At 56.6% G+C, this 17,715-nt stretch carries 14 protein-coding genes and 4 tRNA genes; 12 read left to right on the forward strand and 6 right to left on the reverse strand.

Annotated elements, in window-relative coordinates:
- Positions 1-122: 122 nt before the first annotated feature.
- The 3 genes from HEP89_RS19855 to HEP89_RS19865 all read right to left on the reverse strand — a co-directional run bounded on the left by HEP89_RS19855 (position 123) and on the right by HEP89_RS19865 (position 3,776).
- Entirely contained in the window at positions 123-1,088 is a 966-nt protein-coding gene (locus HEP89_RS19855; RefSeq protein ID WP_168692902.1) for a UvrD-helicase domain-containing protein, read from the reverse strand.
- Positions 1,070-3,118: an AAA family ATPase gene (locus HEP89_RS19860; protein WP_168692903.1), complete on the reverse strand. Its 2,049-nt coding sequence runs from the start codon at positions 3,116-3,118 to the stop codon at positions 1,070-1,072. Before HEP89_RS19860 ends, HEP89_RS19855 begins: the two co-directional genes overlap by 19 nt.
- Positions 3,119-3,700: 582 nt before the next feature.
- A tRNA-Thr gene (locus tag HEP89_RS19865) sits at positions 3,701-3,776 on the reverse strand.
- A gap of 678 nt (positions 3,777-4,454) precedes the next feature.
- Here HEP89_RS19865 and HEP89_RS19870 point away from each other — a divergent pair.
- Positions 4,455-5,645 (forward strand): MFS transporter, encoded by a 1,191-nt coding sequence (locus HEP89_RS19870; RefSeq protein WP_168692904.1) that lies wholly within the window; start codon positions 4,455-4,457, stop codon positions 5,643-5,645.
- Positions 5,646-5,670: 25 nt separating this feature from the next.
- On the opposite strand, the gene HEP89_RS19875 is transcribed toward HEP89_RS19870, so the two are convergent.
- From HEP89_RS19875 to HEP89_RS19885, 3 genes are all read right to left on the reverse strand, one after another.
- Positions 5,671-6,486 (reverse strand): RNA methyltransferase, encoded by an 816-nt coding sequence (locus HEP89_RS19875; protein ID WP_055654729.1) that lies wholly within the window; start codon positions 6,484-6,486, stop codon positions 5,671-5,673.
- A 72-nt stretch (positions 6,487-6,558) separates the two neighbouring features.
- On the reverse strand, positions 6,559-7,062 hold the full coding sequence (locus tag HEP89_RS19880; protein WP_055654727.1) for a PaaI family thioesterase: 504 nt from the start codon (positions 7,060-7,062) through the stop codon (positions 6,559-6,561).
- Positions 7,059-7,481, reverse strand: coding sequence for a MarR family winged helix-turn-helix transcriptional regulator (locus HEP89_RS19885; RefSeq protein ID WP_168692905.1), 423 nt, complete (start codon positions 7,479-7,481; stop codon positions 7,059-7,061). Before HEP89_RS19885 ends, HEP89_RS19880 begins: the two co-directional genes overlap by 4 nt.
- A gap of 526 nt (positions 7,482-8,007) precedes the next feature.
- On the opposite strand from HEP89_RS19885, the gene HEP89_RS19890 reads away from it, so the two are divergent.
- From HEP89_RS19890 to rpoB, 11 genes are all read left to right on the forward strand, one after another.
- Positions 8,008-8,092 (forward strand) — tRNA-Tyr (locus HEP89_RS19890).
- 22 nt (positions 8,093-8,114) lie between these two features.
- A tRNA-Gly gene (locus HEP89_RS19895) sits at positions 8,115-8,188 on the forward strand.
- Between the two features lie 170 nt (positions 8,189-8,358).
- Positions 8,359-9,549, forward strand: coding sequence for an elongation factor Tu (gene tuf / locus HEP89_RS19900; RefSeq protein WP_006936456.1), 1,191 nt, complete (start codon positions 8,359-8,361; stop codon positions 9,547-9,549).
- 108 nt (positions 9,550-9,657) lie between these two features.
- A tRNA-Trp gene (locus HEP89_RS19905) sits at positions 9,658-9,733 on the forward strand.
- A gap of 103 nt (positions 9,734-9,836) precedes the next feature.
- Positions 9,837-10,034, forward strand: a complete 198-nt coding sequence (gene secE, locus HEP89_RS19910) for a preprotein translocase subunit SecE (RefSeq protein ID WP_006936470.1) — start codon at positions 9,837-9,839, stop codon at positions 10,032-10,034.
- 66 nt (positions 10,035-10,100) lie between these two features.
- Entirely contained in the window at positions 10,101-10,631 is a 531-nt protein-coding gene (gene nusG, locus HEP89_RS19915) for a transcription termination/antitermination protein NusG (protein WP_006936469.1), read from the forward strand.
- Positions 10,632-10,806: 175 nt separating this feature from the next.
- Positions 10,807-11,235, forward strand: a complete 429-nt coding sequence (gene rplK, locus HEP89_RS19920; protein ID WP_023001581.1) for a 50S ribosomal protein L11 — start codon at positions 10,807-10,809, stop codon at positions 11,233-11,235.
- 4 nt (positions 11,236-11,239) lie between these two features.
- Positions 11,240-11,938: a 50S ribosomal protein L1 gene (gene rplA, locus HEP89_RS19925; RefSeq protein ID WP_055654723.1), complete on the forward strand. Its 699-nt coding sequence runs from the start codon at positions 11,240-11,242 to the stop codon at positions 11,936-11,938.
- A gap of 324 nt (positions 11,939-12,262) precedes the next feature.
- Positions 12,263-12,781, forward strand: coding sequence for a 50S ribosomal protein L10 (gene rplJ, locus HEP89_RS19930; protein ID WP_023001583.1), 519 nt, complete (start codon positions 12,263-12,265; stop codon positions 12,779-12,781).
- 60 nt (positions 12,782-12,841) lie between these two features.
- Positions 12,842-13,219 (forward strand): 50S ribosomal protein L7/L12, encoded by a 378-nt coding sequence (gene rplL / locus HEP89_RS19935; RefSeq protein WP_023001584.1) that lies wholly within the window; start codon positions 12,842-12,844, stop codon positions 13,217-13,219.
- Between the two features lie 289 nt (positions 13,220-13,508).
- A complete protein-coding gene (gene rpoB, locus HEP89_RS19940; RefSeq protein ID WP_031269576.1) occupies positions 13,509-17,648 on the forward strand; it encodes a DNA-directed RNA polymerase subunit beta in 4,140 nt (1,379 codons plus the stop codon).
- Positions 17,649-17,715 lie beyond the last annotated feature (67 nt).

The following is a 17,715-nucleotide window of genomic DNA, read 5'->3' on the forward strand; positions in this document are numbered from 1 at the left end:
TCACCCTGCTTCAAAATTGACAGGATCTGGCTTTCCGTAAATCTCGATTTCTTCATGTCGTTCTCCAAGCGTATAAAAGGCCGGAGAAGTCCAATTTTCAACCCAATGGTTTGCGGGGATGATTACCCTTGCTTTAATCCATCTGTGCGAAACTGATTAGCGAAGGTTATGACTTGCGGGGAGCAACGGTAATTGTCGTCCTTCTCCACAAGAACGACTTCCTCTGCGTCGATGTGTTCTTGAGCGCTCCCTATGCCGTCTGAGTAAATTGCTTGCTCGGAATCTCCAAACAATCCAATAATTGCTCTTTTTTCTTTGGGTAGGCAGCGTAGTAACACGCGAATAACGTCCGCGTTCGTATCCTGATACTCATCAATGAAGACGCAATCATACCGATCCGAAACAATTTTTCCTAACACCGAGAACTCATCGAACATCCTGCAGGCAATAGCGATTAAGCCGTCATGCCCGAATGATGGCTCGTTGAAATTGTCAAATTTCGTTTCGTTGTAGAAGAACTCATCAGGTTTTCGAGCCGCGAGTTTTGTGCGGATTTCTTTGTTCAACTCAGCGATCAATTTGTTCATCTGTGCGATGTACGTCTCCGGATCCTTATCGTAATCCCGCTTCCCGGTTACCTTCGGAGTTAATTCGCTTAGTACCGTTTGGCGGCGGCTCTCCAATTTCTCGTAAGCCTTCTTGTACCGCCCGTGTTCCTCGGACTTTCTGAGCTTTTCGTCTCCGCCATAGTGCTCGTCCCCTAAGCCAACAAAAACAGGAAGCTCGAACAGGGCCGGAAAAACATGCTGAATGTTCCGCTTGTATGGCGAGATTATTCCGCCCAGAAATGAGTGGATGGTTGAGACCTTTATGTCAGCCGAAATACGCTCGGCGATCTCGTCGGCAGCTTTATTCGTATGCGTTATACATGCGATTTTGAGCTTCTGATCGACAGAGAGCACCTTTTGGACGACTCTTTTAAGACTTTCGGTTTTACCGCTTCCCGCGCCGCCCTGAAGGAGAAAGTTCTCACCACCGAAAACGAGTTCGGCAATTCGATCTACCGGACTCAATTTTTGTGAATCCATTTTAGACCATCCATTATATATTTTGGCGTTTCCCAGGTTTCACTTTCAACCAGCGCCGCATATAGCAGCGATCCCGCAAAATCAGATTTCTTACTTAGAATTTTTTCCGTGAGAGCGTAATAATCGCCACCATCAAAATCATCGATTTCTTGGACATTCTTGAGCCCTGCCAAGTCGTCTTTTCTATTTTTTATTTTCTCAAAGTTTTTTGCGATGAAAGCGTCTTCGAAGCTTCTTGCGTGATAGCCGCTCTCTTCCATTTGGTAGGCAAGTTTGATTTGCCCGTCATTAGATGCGGCTTCGCCACTTAGCAGACGCTTGTGCCATTCTTGGTATTCATCGGCCTTGTCAATCGCCGGAGCTGAAAGAAAGTGTTTGAGAGTCTCATTCGAGGTGTGTGTGGAGCCGTCAACCTTATGGGCTGGATAGCTCAGCTTTCCAGTCTTTTCATTGGGTGTGGCTTTGGTCGTATCGATATCCGTAATAATAAGAGTACGGACACCGATGAACTCAAGAAATGGCGCAAACGCTCTTGCGTTCGCACCAACCTCCAGTACCGAGATGTTCTGAGAGGACAGTCCACCTGTCTCGGCAGCCTCTTCACTCTCTTGATCGTGCTTCTCAATAAACAATGGAAGGAGGATGCGTTCGGTTGTACCTTCGATAAAAATTGCCTTGTTCGCGAAAAACAGCTCTGCTGAGTTAATCGTAAGATATTGCTTCAAGAACTTGAATAATGCTTTTCCATCTGCCCCAAGCTTATCGTATTCCTTGCTGAGATCAGTGTGAAAGTTCTTGATAGAGACCGGCCCTGTGACGGGCGATCTTGATAAATAGCGAATGTCCTCAAAATCGGATTTGGATACGATATGTGAGGAGTGCGTGCTTACGAGAGCCTGTAAGCTGGGTATGGCTGATACGAGGCCATGGATTTTGTCCGCAAACACATATTGCATCTGCGGGTGCGTATGAGCCTCGGGTTCCTCAATCAACAAAAGGTTCAACGGCGCATTACGCCTTGCGAAGTCGTCGCGGCAAAGCTCGATTTGCAGGAGCAGATACAGGATATTCAGATAGCCAAGGCCGCTATAGTGCTCCGGAAGAAAGTTGTCTGTGTCGCCGTAGATGACCTGCGATGAACTCTCGATAAGAGACTGCGACTGGATATTGGAGACCACTTTCAAGTCGCCGAGGTCTAGAAAATCGCGTGAATTCTTTAGAAAGCTGCCGAAAACCTCCTCATACTGCTTGCCTAGCTGCGTGTCGATATCAGCCAAAATCGATCTAAGCTTTTCTATGCTCCCAGCTTCAGGCTTATCTGCGCTGGCGTCCTCTTCAGCCTCATCGTCTGCATCTGCTTCAATATCTCGCTTACGGAAGAATTTGGTCGATATGGCAGAAAGCGGCTTTGAACCACGCCCGGCATCTTCTGAGCTTGCAACGTTCCGACGGGCGTGGATGACTTGGAAATTTAAGAGGGCGCGAAGGCTGGTGCGCTCCTTCTCCTCAAGCTGATTGCGGTGAGACAAATAGTACGCTTGTTCACCCTCATGTCCGTCATCGTCAAATGCATAGACTTTCACGTCGAGGAATTTTCCGGAAAGGTTGTTTTCGATGAACTTCTTGCGCTCTGTTTCGTCTGCCGGGAGAACGCGAAGAAGCTTTTTCTTTTCAATGGTGCATTCGAAAAGAATGTTCGCGTGTCGCCTGTCTGGATCGAGGTCCAGCATAAACTCGGAAAGAATTCCCAGATCATCTCTCTCGGTATAGGCAATGCGAAGGACCATCCTTATTGCGAGTTCTTCGACGTTCGTCTCGGCGTCTATCTTGAAAATAGCTTCGCGCAGGCTAAGCGGGAAGTCTGTGAATGAAAACGTGTCCGGTCTTTCGAGAAATTTTTCCAGCAATACTGCGAACGATGTCTTTCCAGTATTGTTTTTGCCTACGAGCAAAGTGGTTTTTTCTCGCAAATCAATGCAGCAATCCTGCAGCAATCGGAAATTTTCAATTTTAATCTGCTCGATATGCATGTCTCTAACGCAATATTTTTCTCGCCGAAGCGCTTTAATATATTTGATTCAACTTACAATAGCACTCGGAGTTGGGTGGAGCAAAGGTTAGTCGCTCTCTTTAGTTGTGCCTTATTGATCAGTGGCTGAGGGCCTCGAAAACTCACCCCTTTCCAGAATTCGTCGCCGGTTGACACAAAACTGATGCTCGCAAAGGCGTGAATGTCACCAAGCGACAAAAGCAAGACACCAGCCACACCTAACCAAACCCACCTCATGAGGTGGGGTTTGTCTACCGGGAAGGGGGCAGTCCAATGGACCGCTCCCTAGGTGTAGATTTTCGGGAGGACCGAACCATGGCAAAGAGGGATGTCCCCCTATTTGAATTCATCGCCATGAAGCCGCCAGTCCGCAGTCGGCCCCCAACAGGTCATTCTGAAATTGCAACGCTGCGAGAAATTAAGCATCGGTCGCAGATCGGTGTAACGAGCGGGGCAGGGGGAGTTATTTACCGGCGCGAATGCGTCTCGGTACGCTTGGACGCCATTAGGACGCCAGTGATGCAGGTGGAAAATTATCCACAGGCTAAGTTATTGAGAAAAATGGTGCCGGCAGCAGGATTCGAACCCGCGACCCCGAGATTACAAATCACGTGCTCTACCAGCTGAGCTATACCGGCGCCGGGGATGGCTTCTACCAGATTGGGCGCACTTGTCCATGCCCTGATTTGCATTTTTCGATTCTGATTCCGGAAAACCAGCTAAACCTCTCTGATAATTTCGAAAATTGGGTAGCCGCTGTGGATAGTTTCGCGTGTGCAGAGTTTCTGCGACCCAGAAATTCAGTATCGCGACGTCTCGATTCCAATGTCATTCCTGCAAATTTAGGGAAGCAGTTGTGGCGTAGGCGCAATCAAGAGGCATATTTCTCGGTCAGAGGGGCACCGCGCGGCCATCTTGCCAGTTCCCTGGAACGGAATCATTTCCTTGCCTTGGCATAATAAGCTCGCGCAGCACATCAAGCACTGATCCGCATAGCCGATGTGCCCCTGATCAAGGTGGACGCTTGGCGACGTCCAAACTGCGGCATCCGCCAATCCAGCGTTCGCAAGCGCTGAAGGGGCTCTGCGAAGAGGGGGCGGCAGCTTGCATGAACCGGGTTTTGCACCCATAAATGCGCACTCTGAATATCAGCCTGTCGCTTTCTGCGCGGGCTCCTCTGGTTTTACCGGAAGGCAGGCTGGATAGACCAAACACTGTTCGGTCCTGTCATCACTTCCGTTTCACCCTCAGTGGAAAATCTGCCGTGACACATGTGGTTCTGCCCGAAATCATGTGCGCCAATTGGATCGATTTAAATGACTGAAGCGCAGCGCATCTGCCTCATTTTCTATCTGCAGCCGATCGCACTCGGGGCTTGGCTGCCGCATATTCCAGGCGTCCAGACCACGCTTGGACTGACCAACAGCGAGTTGGCGATTGCGCTTGTCGGGGCGCCGGTCGGTACTTTGACAACCTTGATGATCGCGGGGCGCATTGCAGGCTGGATCGGTGCCAAGCGGATCACGCTGGTCTTTTATCCGGTCTTTCTTCTCGCCATGCTGTTGCCCTTCATGGCGACAACCCAGTGGCTTTTGATGGCCGCGCTCGCGCTTGTCGGCGGATCGATGTCCATCCTGGAACTCGGGCTCAACGTTCTGGCTGACGATTATGAGACGCGCACCCATCACAAGATCATGAGCAGAGCCCATGGCTGCTGGAGCTTCGGACTTCTGTCTGGAACGCTGATTGGCTCGGCTGTGGCGGGTTTTGCCCTGTCGCCCCTTGTGGCCGGTATCGCGATCGCGATCCTGGTTCAGGCCCTGGTGCTGCCTGTAATCCTGCGGTTGCCTTTGCCTCCCGAAGGGCAGTCGACCAAACCCGAGCAGCGCGGTTTCCGGTTGCCACATCCGGTTTTGCTTGGCGTCTGTTTTTTCACTTTTGGAACGACCTTGGTGGAAGGGGCCGTTGCGGATTGGGCTGCGGTCTATCTCCGGGATGCCTTTGCCGCCAATCCAGGCCTCGCCGGGCTGGGCATCTCGATCTTTTCGCTGTGTCTGGCTTCGACCCGGCTCATGGGAGACCGCTTGCGCCAGGTTGCGGCGCCAGGACGCCTGGGGCAGGTGCTTGCGCTCATCGGACTGATTGGTCTGAGCCTGATATGGCTTGCACCGAACGCGCCCATTGCACTTCTCGGTCTGGGAGTTCTGGGATCGGGAGCAGCGCTCGCGTTTCCCCTTGGAGTGACCGCGGCATCCGCAGCGCCAGGAGGAAGTGCAGCTTCCAATGTCGCCGTGCTTTCCTTTGTGGCCCTGCTTGGCTTTCTGGTCGGGCCGCTCACCATCGGGCCGCTCGCCGATGCCTTCGGTATTCGGGCGGCGCTCATGGTGCTGGCACCAATGATCGGTATCAGTCTGCTATTGGCGCCTTGCCTGACCCGGTCGGAGGCGACGCGGGCGAACAGAACTGCCGCCGGCTCCGGGACTGCAGCGCGCGGAGAGGCGCTTTGAAACGGATGGTGAAAGGAGAGGGGTCTTACAGCCCCATTTTCATCCGCGCCACATAGAGTGACAGTACAGCGGCATTTGAAACATTGAGCGAGCGAATCTCGCCCGGCATGTCGAGGCGGGCCGTCAGGCCGCAGGCTTCGCGCACACCCTGACGCACGCCTTTTCCCTCCGAGCCCAGCACCAGAACTGTCCTGTCGCTGAACGGTGTCTCTTCAAGACTTGCCGGGCCATCGCTGTCGAGGGCAATGCAGGAAAAGCCTTCGTCCTTCATCTCGGCAATGAAGCGGGCCATGTTTTTCACCCGGACATGTTTGATCATGTCGAGTGCACCGGAAGCGGATTTCGCCAGAACGGAGCCTTCTTCCGGCGCATGGCGTTCGGTTGTTACCACCGCATCGGCATCGAGCGCGACAGCCGAGCGCAGGATTGCGCCGACATTGTGCGGATCCGTGACCTGGTCAAGTGCGAGGACGAGCCGCGCACCTTTCAGATGCTCGGCGCCATAAGCGGGCAGGGGATCGGCTTCCAGGATCATGCCCTGATGGACAGCATCCTTCGTCACCATCCGGTCCAGCGCGCGGGGCATCATGGATTCGACAGGAACATCGATCTTCACGCCACGTTCTTCGAGGCGGCGAACGGCATTGTCCGTTGCGAACAGCTTCAGCCGCTTGCGATCCTTGTTGGCAAAGGCTGCTTCAACGGTGTGGAGGCCATAGAGAAGCACCGGGCCTTCCGGGGGGAGGCCCGGACGGCGCGGCGCAGGTTTGCCACCGAACTTCTTGTTGCCACGAAAGCCCGGCTTGCCGGCAGGGCGCGAAGGTTTCTTGTCGTCACTCATGGCGCAGCTCTACCGGGATTTCCACGTCAGGAAAAGAGGGAAAGACAGTGCGACTGTTTCATATCCATTGCCTCAAGAGGGCTTCAGGATCATGCAGCTGACGGTGCCATGGGCGATCAGTTTGCCGTTCGCGTCCCGCAGATCGCCTTCGGAGGTCGCCAGGCGGGAGCCGCGGTGGACGATCCGACCCTCGCAAACCACTTCGCCGCTGGTTTCAAGCAGCGGGCGAACCATGTTCACGTTGAGCGATGTGGTGGTGTAGAATTCGCCGGGCTGCAGCGTGGTGTGTACCGCGCAGCTCAGCGCCGTGTCGATCAGCGTCGAAATCCAGCCACCATGTACCGTACCGAGCGGGTTCAGGAACTCGCGCGCTGGCTGGCCGGTGAAGACGGCCCGGCCTTCGGAGAATTCCTTCATCCTGATATTGGAATGTACCATGATCGGCGGGGCAGGCAGATCACCTGCCATCATGCGCTCGAAGATATCAAGCCCGGTCATGGTGGCAAAGGCTGCCTTTGGAAGCGCGCCAAGGGTGTGGGTCTTGCCGTTTTCGGTCAGGGTCTGGGGATCGCTCATGATTGGTGTCCTGAAAGGGTGGTCTCGTCGGGGTCTGATTGGGAGGCAGTGTCTGCGGCAGGTTTTTCCTGGCTTTCCAGAATGTGAACCGCCTTGCGCAACGTGGACATCTGGGTGCGAACGGCATCAGCGCCGTCCGGGCCAAGCAATGCGCTGACCTCTTCTTGCGCCTTGAGCCAGGTGCGGTGGATCTCAATCACCTTTGCCTCGCCCAGTTGTGTCAGCACTGGAAGAACCTTTCGGCCTTTGCCATCTTGCCGGGTTACAAGACCGGCAACTTCCAAAGGCTTGAGGTTTCGGGCCAGCGTGGATCGGTCGATGCCGAGAAAACGGGCGATCTCTGCCGCCGAACTTGCAGACCCGTCGGCTATGGCAGCCAAAAGCTGGGCCTGGGTCAGTTCAAGGCCAAGAACTGCCATGTGCCTATTATAATGACGGGTCAGAAGATTGGCGGTGCGCCGGGCAGCGTGACCGAGGCAGGTTCGGCCCATGTGCTGGAAATCGATATCTTTGAGAGAAGATGGCATTTGTTGTAGATACAACAACCAAAGAATCTGCACAAGGGTGCAGTTGTGTCCGACTGGTTTTTCAAAAGAGCAGCAGGTGCAGGCATTGGCACAAATGGCCTCGTCAAAGGAACGGGCTCGTTGATGAAAGTTGTCCACAGGCTGGGGTCGCGTGATGCCGGATTTTCAGCAAAACGCAGGGGAACCGTGACATCACAGCTGTGCTGCGGCAATCTGGTGGTGCCGTCGGCCTTGGCAATAGCTCACGTTCGAAGCGTCTGTTTCGAGCGTCCTGCTGATTTTGTTCAATTCTTTGCAAAATCGACGTTGACAGGGCGGGGCCCTATCTGCATAACACGCGCCACGGGATTGCTCGCCCCTTCCGGGCGGGCTCTTCGGTAAGCCATCCTGATCGCTTCGGCGTGAAGCAGGACGAGATGGAGGAGTGCCCGAGTGGCTAAAGGGGACGGACTGTAAATCCGTTGGCTATGCCTACGTTGGTTCGAATCCAACCTCCTCCACCATCGTTCCTGGTTCTCTCGTTGTGCGGGTGTAGCTCAATGGTAGAGCAGCAGCCTTCCAAGCTGACGACGAGGGTTCGATTCCCTTCACCCGCTCCATCATGGGTGCTGATCGGAGTGTCCGGAACGGAAGGCTCTTTCGCCCGGAAATCCTGACAAGAAGTTCAACGGGAAGCAATTCGTCGCTCGCGGATCTGTCCAAGGCGCCGGAACGCGTCCCGCCTCGACCTAATTCGACCGAACCGAGTATTGGACAGAGAGCGACGCCGATGGCGAAGGAAAAATTTGAGCGCAACAAGCCGCACGTTAACATTGGCACGATTGGCCACGTTGACCACGGCAAGACGACGCTGACCGCAGCAATCACCATGACGCTGGCTGAAACCGGCGGTGCGACTGCAAAAGCTTACGACGAAATCGACGGCGCGCCTGAAGAAAAGGCTCGCGGCATCACCATCTCCACGGCACACGTTGAGTACGAGACGGAAAACCGTCACTACGCACACGTCGACTGCCCTGGTCACGCCGACTACGTCAAGAACATGATCACCGGTGCAGCGCAGATGGACGGCGCGATCCTGGTCTGTTCTGCCGCTGACGGCCCGATGCCGCAGACCCGCGAACACATCCTCCTGGCTCGCCAGGTTGGTGTTCCGGCTCTGGTCGTGTTCATGAACAAGGTTGACCAGGTCGACGACGAAGAGCTTCTCGAGCTCGTCGAAATGGAAATCCGCGAACTGCTGTCTTCCTACGAATTCCCGGGCGACGACATTCCGATCGTCAAGGGTTCTGCACTGGCAGCCGTTGAAAACCGCGATCCGGCCATCGGCCGCGATGCGATCCGTGAGCTGATGGCTCAGGTCGACGCGTACATCCCGACCCCGGAGCGTCCGAAGGACCTTCCGTTCCTGATGCCGATCGAAGACGTCTTCTCGATCTCCGGCCGTGGTACGGTTGTGACCGGTCGTGTTGAGCGCGGCATCGTGAAGGTTGGCGAAGAAGTCGAAATCGTCGGCATCAAGGACACGCAGAAGACCACGGTCACCGGCGTTGAAATGTTCCGCAAGCTGCTGGACAGCGGCGAAGCAGGCGACAACATCGGCGCGCTGATCCGCGGTATCGCACGTGAAGACGTTGAGCGTGGCCAGGTTCTTTGCAAGCCGGGTACTGTTACCCCGCACACGAAGTTCAAGGCCGAGGCTTACATCCTCACCAAGGAAGAAGGTGGTCGTCACACCCCGTTCTTCACCAACTACCGCCCGCAGTTCTACTTCCGTACGACGGACGTGACCGGTGTGGTGTCCCTGCCGGAAGGCACGGAAATGGTGATGCCGGGCGACAACGTCTCCGTCGAGGTTGAGCTGATCGTGCCGATCGCCATGGAAGAAGGCCTGCGCTTCGCTATCCGCGAAGGTGGCCGTACCGTCGGCGCTGGCGTCGTCGCATCCATCATCGAATAAGATGATTTCGGGCTGCCGGGCCTTGTGCCCGGCAGTCCCGCCTCTTAAGTCTTGCGATGTGCGGCTTCAGAGGGTATCAGGAGCAAGTTCGCCCAGGCGGACTTCTGAAGGGGTATAGCTCAGCTGGTAGAGCGACGGTCTCCAAAACCGTAGGTCGCGGGTTCGAACCCTGCTGCCCCTGCCAATTTGCTCTTGATTAATCTGCCTCGAGGGCTTAAAGAGTTTCCTCGAGTGAGGCGCGCGAAGTTTTTCGCGCGCCCACTCGTATTTAACAGACCGGAATCGGAATGGCGAAGACCAATCCCTTTAAATTCATCCAGGAAGTACGCGCGGAAACGTCCAAGGTAACTTGGCCGACGCGCAAAGAAACAGCAGTGACCACTGTCATGGTTTTCATCATGGTTGTGATCGCGGCGATCTTTTTTCTCGTGGCAGATCAGTTGATGGGCTTCGGGATCGGCTATCTTCTGGGTGTCGGCGGCTAATTTCAGTCAGCCGCCCGGGCGACTGTCCGGTTTGAAGACAAAGAACAAGAAACGGAACTGAGATCCATGGCCAAGCGCTGGTACATTGTGCACGCCTACTCCAATTTCGAGAAGAAGGTCGCCGAGTCCATCCGCGAAAAGGCCGAGCAGAAGGGTCTGTCCGACCTGTTCGAGGAGATTCTCGTTCCGATGGAAAAGGTCGTTGAAGTGCGCCGTGGCCGCAAGGTCGATGCAGAGCGCAAGTTCTTCCCGGGCTACGTCCTGGTGAAGATGGAAATGACCAACGAGGCTTTCCACCTCATCAAGGATACTCCGAAGGTAACCGGGTTCCTGGGCGCGGATCAGAAGCCGATGCCGATCCCGGAAAAAGAAGCAATGCGCATCATCAACCAGGTGCAGGAAGGCGTGGACCGGCCGAAGCCGTCCGTGACTTTCGAGGTTGGCGAGCAGGTGCGTGTTTCCGACGGTCCGTTCGCGTCCTTCTCCGGCCTTGTCGAGGAAGTGGACGACGAGCGTGCGCGTCTGAAGGTGGCCGTGTCCATCTTCGGCCGTGCAACGCCGGTGGAACTGGAATTCGGTCAGGTCGACAAGCTCTGATCGTATGCCGCCTCGAGGGGTGGCTTGAGAGCCCGGTCGCAGTGTCTGCAAGGATGAGGCATCCGGGATGAAAGGGTGGAAGGTTCCGGAACTCTTCGCCGGGTTCCAACAGGGCCGAACCACCAACTCCCAATCAGCTGAAGAGCCATTCAGCTGTTAATGACTGGAGAGAAACATGGCGAAAAAAATCGAAGGTTTCCTGAAGCTTCAGGTGCCGGCAGGTTCCGCTACTCCGTCGCCGCCCATTGGTCCGGCGCTCGGTCAGCGTGGTCTGAACATCATGGAATTCTGCAAGGCCTTCAACGCCGCTACGCAGGATGCTGAAAAGGGCGCACCGTGCCCGACCGTGATCACCTACTACTCCGACAAGTCCTTCACGTTCGAAGTGAAGACGGCTCCGGTCAGCTTCTTCCTGAAGAAAGCTGCCAAGCTGCAGAAGGGCTCCCAGACCCCGGGCCGTGGCACGGTTGGTTCTGTGACCAAGGCGCAGGTGAAGGAAATCGCCGAAGCCAAGATGAAGGACCTGAACGCCAACGACATCGACGCAGCTATGCTGATGGTCGAAGGCTCCGCCCGCTCCATGGGCCTCGAGGTAACGGAGTAAGATCATGGCGAAGGTTGGAAAGCGCATCCAGGCAGCTCGTGAAGGTATCGACCGCAACAAGCTGTATTCCCTGAACGAAGCCATCGGCCTCGTGAAGGACCGTTCCAAGACCAAGTTCGACGAAACCGTTGAAGTTGCGATCAATCTCGGCGTTGATCCGCGTCACGCAGACCAGATGGTCCGTGGCGTGTGCATCCTGCCGAACGGCACCGGCAAGACCGTTCGCGTTGCTGTGTTCGCTCGCGGCGACAAGGCCGAAGAAGCCAAGGCTGCTGGCGCCGACATCGTCGGTGCAGAAGAGCTGGTTCAGGAAGTTCAGGGCGGCAAGATCGACTTCGATCGCTGCATTGCAACTCCGGACATGATGCCGCTCGTCGGTCGTCTCGGTAAGGTTCTCGGCCCGCGCGGCCTGATGCCGAACCCGAAGGTTGGCACCGTGACCCCGGACGTCAAGTCCGCCGTCAACGACGCCAAGGGCGGCGCTGTTCAGTTCCGCGTTGAAAAGGCCGGTATCGTTCACGCCGGCGTTGGCAAGGTGTCCTTCTCTGAAGAAGCGATCACCCAGAACGTCAAGGCTCTGCTGGACGCCGTTCAGAAAGCCAAGCCGACTGGCGCAAAAGGCACCTACCTGAAGCGCATCGCCGTGTCCTCCACGATGGGCCCGGGCGTAAAGGTCGATCTCGCCACCGTTGCTGGCGAATAATCCGGTCTTTCCGGATTGATACGAGATTTCGGCTGAAAGGCCGAATAGACCCGGCGGCTTGCTGCCGGGTTGCCCTGTCCGAGACTGCAGGTGCCGGGAAACCGGCTTAAGCCGAACAAGGCCTGCATAGATGGGTGAGAACCGAATTTCCCACCGATCCGGTGGAAAACCTGGTTCGAACCAGACCTTGCCGAGCGCTTCTGGCGCGAAGGTGAGGGGACAGGACCCTGAGCGTCGCCAGGACAGGCGGTTACCGGGTTCGGGACCATCTGCCAGGCGGCAAGGTAAACCGGCGGCGTCACAGCCGCCAAATGGAGAAGGCAAGTGGAAAGAGCGGAAAAGCACGAGTTCGTGTCGGCCCTCAACGCCGAGCTGGGTAACACCGGTGTTGTCGTCGTCGCGCACTATGCAGGCCTTTCGGTAGCTCAGATGACCGCACTGCGGGCATCCGTGCGCGAAGCCGGCGGCACTGTAAAAGTCGCAAAAAACCGCCTTGTCAAACTCGCCCTTCAAGGCACCGACCTTGAGCACATCTCCGACCTGTTTCAGGGCCCGACCGTTATCGTCCATTCCGACGATCCGGTAGCCGCTCCGAAAGCAGCCGTCGATTTCGCCAAGGCAAACGAAAAGTTTGCGATCCTTGGTGGTGCTCTTGGCTCGACCAACCTGAACCCGGATGGGGTCAAGTCTCTGGCAACCATGCCGTCGCTCGATGAGCTGCGTGCGAAACTGGTTGGCATGATCCAGACCCCGGCTTCCCGGATTGCACAGGTTGTCAACGCTCCGGCCGGGCAGCTTGCCCGCGTCTTCGGCGCTTACGCCAAGAAGGACGAGGCCGCATAAGGCGTCCAAAACACACTGTCTCACGTAACCAAAACTGGTTCGAACTTAAGGTACTGAAAAATGGCTGATCTTGAAAAGCTCGTTGAAGAACTGTCCGCACTGACCGTTATGGAAGCTGCTGAACTCAGCAAGCTTCTGGAAGAAAAGTGGGGCGTTTCTGCTGCTGCTCCGGTCGCAGTTGCTGCTGTTGCTGCTGGTGGCGGCGATGCAGCTGCTGCTGAAGAAAAGACCGAATTTGACGTTATCCTGGCTTCTGCCGGCGACAAGAAAATCAACGTCATCAAGGAAGTCCGCGCAATCACCGGTCTTGGCCTGAAAGAAGCTAAGGAGCTCGTCGAAGGCGCTCCGAAGCCGGTCAAGGAAGGCGTTGGCAAAGACGAAGCAGAAGAGCTGAAGAAGAAGCTCGAAGAAGCTGGCGCATCTGTCGAGCTGAAATAATAAGGGCCTACCGGCCTTTTGAACGGTCCCGGGCAACCGGGACCGTACCTAGCCCCGGCGGGATTGTCCCGTTTCCGGGGCAAACGTACCACTAGGGCATCCTGCTTTCGCAAGACGGCAGATGAAGATGTTCTAGGCCCCTAAGACCGGTCAACTTGTCTGGTTTCAGGTGAGGGCACCTGAAGCAGGTTGATCCAGGGGGGACGGTTTTCCGAAGCGCCCGGGCGCTCGCCCGATTGGAAAAGGGGCGTTTCGGGAAGCCGTTACCCGGCCGATACGAGGAGCGACAATGACCCAAACGTTCAACGGTCGCAAAAAGGTCCGTAAATATTTCGGATCGATCCGCGATGTCGCGGCTATGCCTAATCTCATCGAGGTTCAAAAAGCATCCTACGACCAGTTTCTGCAGGTCGACGAGATGCCGGGCGGTGGCCGCAAGAATGAAGGCCTTGAAGCGGTCTTCCAGTCCGTATTTCCGATCTCCGATTTTGCGGGCACTTCCCTTCTGGAATTTGTTTCCTTCGAATTTGAAGCTCCCAAATACGACGTCGATGAGTGCCGCCAGCGCGACATGACCTTTGCGGCTCCGCTGAAGGTTACCCTGCGCCTGATCGTGTTCGATGTCGATGAAGACACCGGCGCGAAGTCCGTGAAAGACATCAAGGAACAAGATGTCTACATGGGCGACATGCCGTTCATGACCGACAACGGCACTTTCATCGTCAACGGCACCGAGCGCGTCATCGTTTCCCAGATGCACCGTTCTCCGGGTGTGTTCTTCGACCATGACAAGGGCAAGACCCATTCTTCCGGCAAGTTGCTGTTCGCAGCACGCGTGATCCCGTATCGCGGTTCCTGGCTCGATATCGAATTCGACGCCAAGGACATCGTGCATGCGCGCATCGACCGTCGCCGCAAGATCCCGGTTACGTCCCTGCTGATGGCGCTTGGCCTCGATGGTGAGGAAATCCTCAACACGTTCTACAAGCGTATCGATTACACCCGTCAGAAGGACGGCTCCTGGCGCATGCCGTTTGACGGCAACCGTCTGAAGGGCACCAAGGCGTCCTACGACCTGATCGACGCTGACAGCGGCGAAGTGGTGATCGAGGGTGGCCGGAAGATCACTCAGCGCACCATCAAGCAGCTTGAGGAAAAAGGCGTCACCGCCTTGAAAGTGACCGACGAAGACCTTCATGGCCAGTACCTGGCTGAAGACATCGTCGACATGAAGAGCGGTGAAATCTACGCTGAAGCAGGCGACGAGATTTCCGGCAAGCTGCTGGAAGAACTGGTCGATCGTGGTTACCACGAGCTGCCGATGCTCGACATCGATCATGTCAACACCGGTCCGTACATCCGCAACACCCTGTCGGTCGACAAGAACGAGTCTCGCGAAGATGCTCTGTTTGACATCTACCGCGTGATGCGTCCGGGCGAGCCGCCCACCATCGACACTGCCGAGGCGATGTTCCAGTCGCTGTTCTTCGACGAAGAGCGCTATGACCTGTCCGCCGTTGGCCGCGTGAAGATGAACATGCGTCTCGACGTGGAGTGTGCCGACACCGTTCGCACGCTGCGCAAGGACGACATCCTGGAAGTCATTCGGGTTCTTCTTGAACTGCGCGATGGCAAGGGCGAAATCGACGACATCGACAACCTCGGCAACCGCCGTGTTCGTTCAGTCGGCGAGCTGATGGAAAATCAGTACCGCGTCGGTCTGCTGCGCATGGAACGCGCGATCAAGGAACGCATGAGCTCTGTCGAAATCGACACGGTCATGCCTCAGGACCTGATCAACGCGAAGCCGGCTGCTGCCGCCGTTCGTGAATTCTTCGGTTCTTCGCAGCTGTCGCAGTTCATGGACCAGACCAACCCGCTGTCGGAAGTCACCCACAAGCGCCGCCTGTCGGCACTTGGCCCGGGCGGTCTTACCCGCGAACGCGCAGGCTTCGAAGTCCGCGACGTTCACCCGACGCACTACGGCCGTATCTGCCCGATTGAAACGCCGGAAGGCCCGAACATCGGTCTGATCAACTCGCTGGCGACCTTTGCCCGTGTGAACAAGTACGGCTTCATCGAAAGCCCGTACCGGAAAGTGAAAGACGGCGCCGTTACCAACGAAGTCGTTTATCTTTCCGCCATGGAAGAAGCCAAGCACTACGTGGCCCAGTCCAACGCCGTCTACGACGACGAGGGCCGGTTCACCGAAGAGCTGATCACCTGCCGTCATGCCGGTGAAAACATGATGGTTCCGTCCGACAAGGTCGACCTCATGGACGTTTCGCCGAAACAGCTCGTGTCCGTCGCGGCCGCGCTCATTCCGTTCCTTGAGAACGATGACGCCAACCGCGCACTGATGGGCTCGAACATGCAGCGTCAGGCCGTTCCGCTGGTTCGTGCCGAAGCACCGTTCGTCGGTACAGGCATGGAGCCGATCGTGGCACGCGATTCCGGTGCTGCCATCGGTGCCCGCCGTGCTGGCGTTGTCGACCAGGTGGATGCGACCCGTATCGTTATCCGTGCGACCGAAGACCTCGATCCGGGCAAGTCCGGCGTCGATATCTACCGGCTGCAGAAGTTCCAGCGATCCAACCAGAACACTTGCATCAACCAGCGTCCGCTGGTTCGTGTCGGTGACCGGATCCACAAGGGCGACATCATTGCCGACGGTCCGTCGACCGATCTCGGTGATCTTGCGCTCGGCCGGAACGTGCTCGTCGCGTTCATGCCCTGGAACGGCTACAACTTCGAGGATTCCATCCTCCTGTCCGAACGCATCGTCTCCGATGACGTGTTCACCTCCATCCACCTCGAGGAATTCGAAGTGATGGCGCGTGATACCAAGCTTGGGCCGGAAGAAATCACCCGCGACATTCCGAACGTTTCGGAAGAAGCGCTGAAGAACCTCGACGAAGCCGGTATCGTCTACATCGGTGCCGAGCTGAACCCGGGCGATATCCTGGTCGGCAAGATCACTCCGAAGGGCGAAAGCCCGATGACGCCGGAAGAAAAGCTTCTGCGCGCCATCTTCGGTGAAAAGGCGTCCGACGTTCGCGATACTTCCCTGCGCCTGCCGCCGGGGGTTTCCGGTACCGTTGTCGAAGTGCGCGTCTTCAACCGCCATGGCGTTGAAAAAGACGAACGCGCGATGGCGATCGAGCGCGAGGAAATCGAGCGTCTCGCAAAGGACCGCGACGACGAACAGGCGATCCTCGACCGCAACGTCTATGGCCGTCTGGCCGAGATGCTGATGGACAAGACCGCCATTGCCGGCCCGAAGGGCTCCAAGAAGGACACCGTACTGACCGGGGACGTTCTCAACGACTTCCCGCGCTCGCAGTGGTGGCAGTTTGCCACCGACGACGAGAAGTTCATGTCCGAAATCGAAGCTCTGCGTGGTCAGTATGACGACAGCCGCAAGCGTCTCGAGCAGCGTTTCATCGACAAGGTCGAGAAACTGCAGCGCGGTGACGAACTGCCGCCGGGCGTCATGAAGATGGTCAAGGTCTTCGTTGCCGTGAAGCGCAAGCTTCAGCCGGGCGACAAGATGGCCGGCCGTCACGGCAACAAGGGTGTGGTCTCCAAGATCAACCCGTGCGAAGACATGCCGTTCCTTGAAGACGGCACGCATGTCGACATCGTGCTGAACCCGCTCGGCGTTCCGTCGCGCATGAACGTCGGTCAGATCCTTGAAACCCACCTGGGTTGGGCCTGCCGCGGCATGGGTAACCGGATCGGCGAAATGTACGACGAGTACAGGAAGTCAGGCGAGATCGGCGAATTGCGCGGCAAGATTGTCGAGATCTACGGCGACAACATGAAGGGCGACAACGTCAAGGAATACGATGACGAAGGTATCGTACGCCTGGCGGAGCAGCTGAAGAAGGGCGTCAGCATCGCGACGCCGGTCTTCGACGGTGCTCGTGAACCCGATGTCGTCGAGGCGCTCAACATTGCCGGCTACGACCCGAGCGGCCAGTCCGTTCTGTACGATGGCCGGACCGGTGAAGAGTTCGACCGCAAGGTTACCGTGGGCTACATCTACATGCTGAAGCTCCACCACCTTGTCGACGACAAGATCCATGCCCGTTCCATTGGCCCGTACTCGCTCGTCACCCAGCAGCCGCTCGGTGGTAAGGCACAGTTCGGTGGCCAGCGCTTCGGGGAAATGGAGGTCTGGGCGCTTGAAGCTTACGGTGCAGCCTACACGCTGCAGGAAATGCTCACCGTCAAGTCGGATGACGTCGCCGGCCGTACGAAGGTCTATGAGGCCATCGTTCGTGGCGACGACACCTTCGAGGCAGGCATTCCGGAAAGCTTCAACGTGCTTGTGAAGGAAATGCGGTCCCTGGGTCTCAACGTTGAACTGCAACGAACCGATGTCCCCGTGATCGGCGAGGAAGAAACTGCGGACGCCGCAGAATAACCCCGCCTACGGACCACAAATGACTTGGAATGCCGGTTGCGGGGAGGGGCGCAAGAGCTCGCTCCCC

This window comes from Labrenzia sp. 5N, from assembly GCF_012395805.1.
GTDB lineage: Bacteria > Pseudomonadota > Alphaproteobacteria > Rhizobiales > Stappiaceae > Roseibium > Roseibium algicola.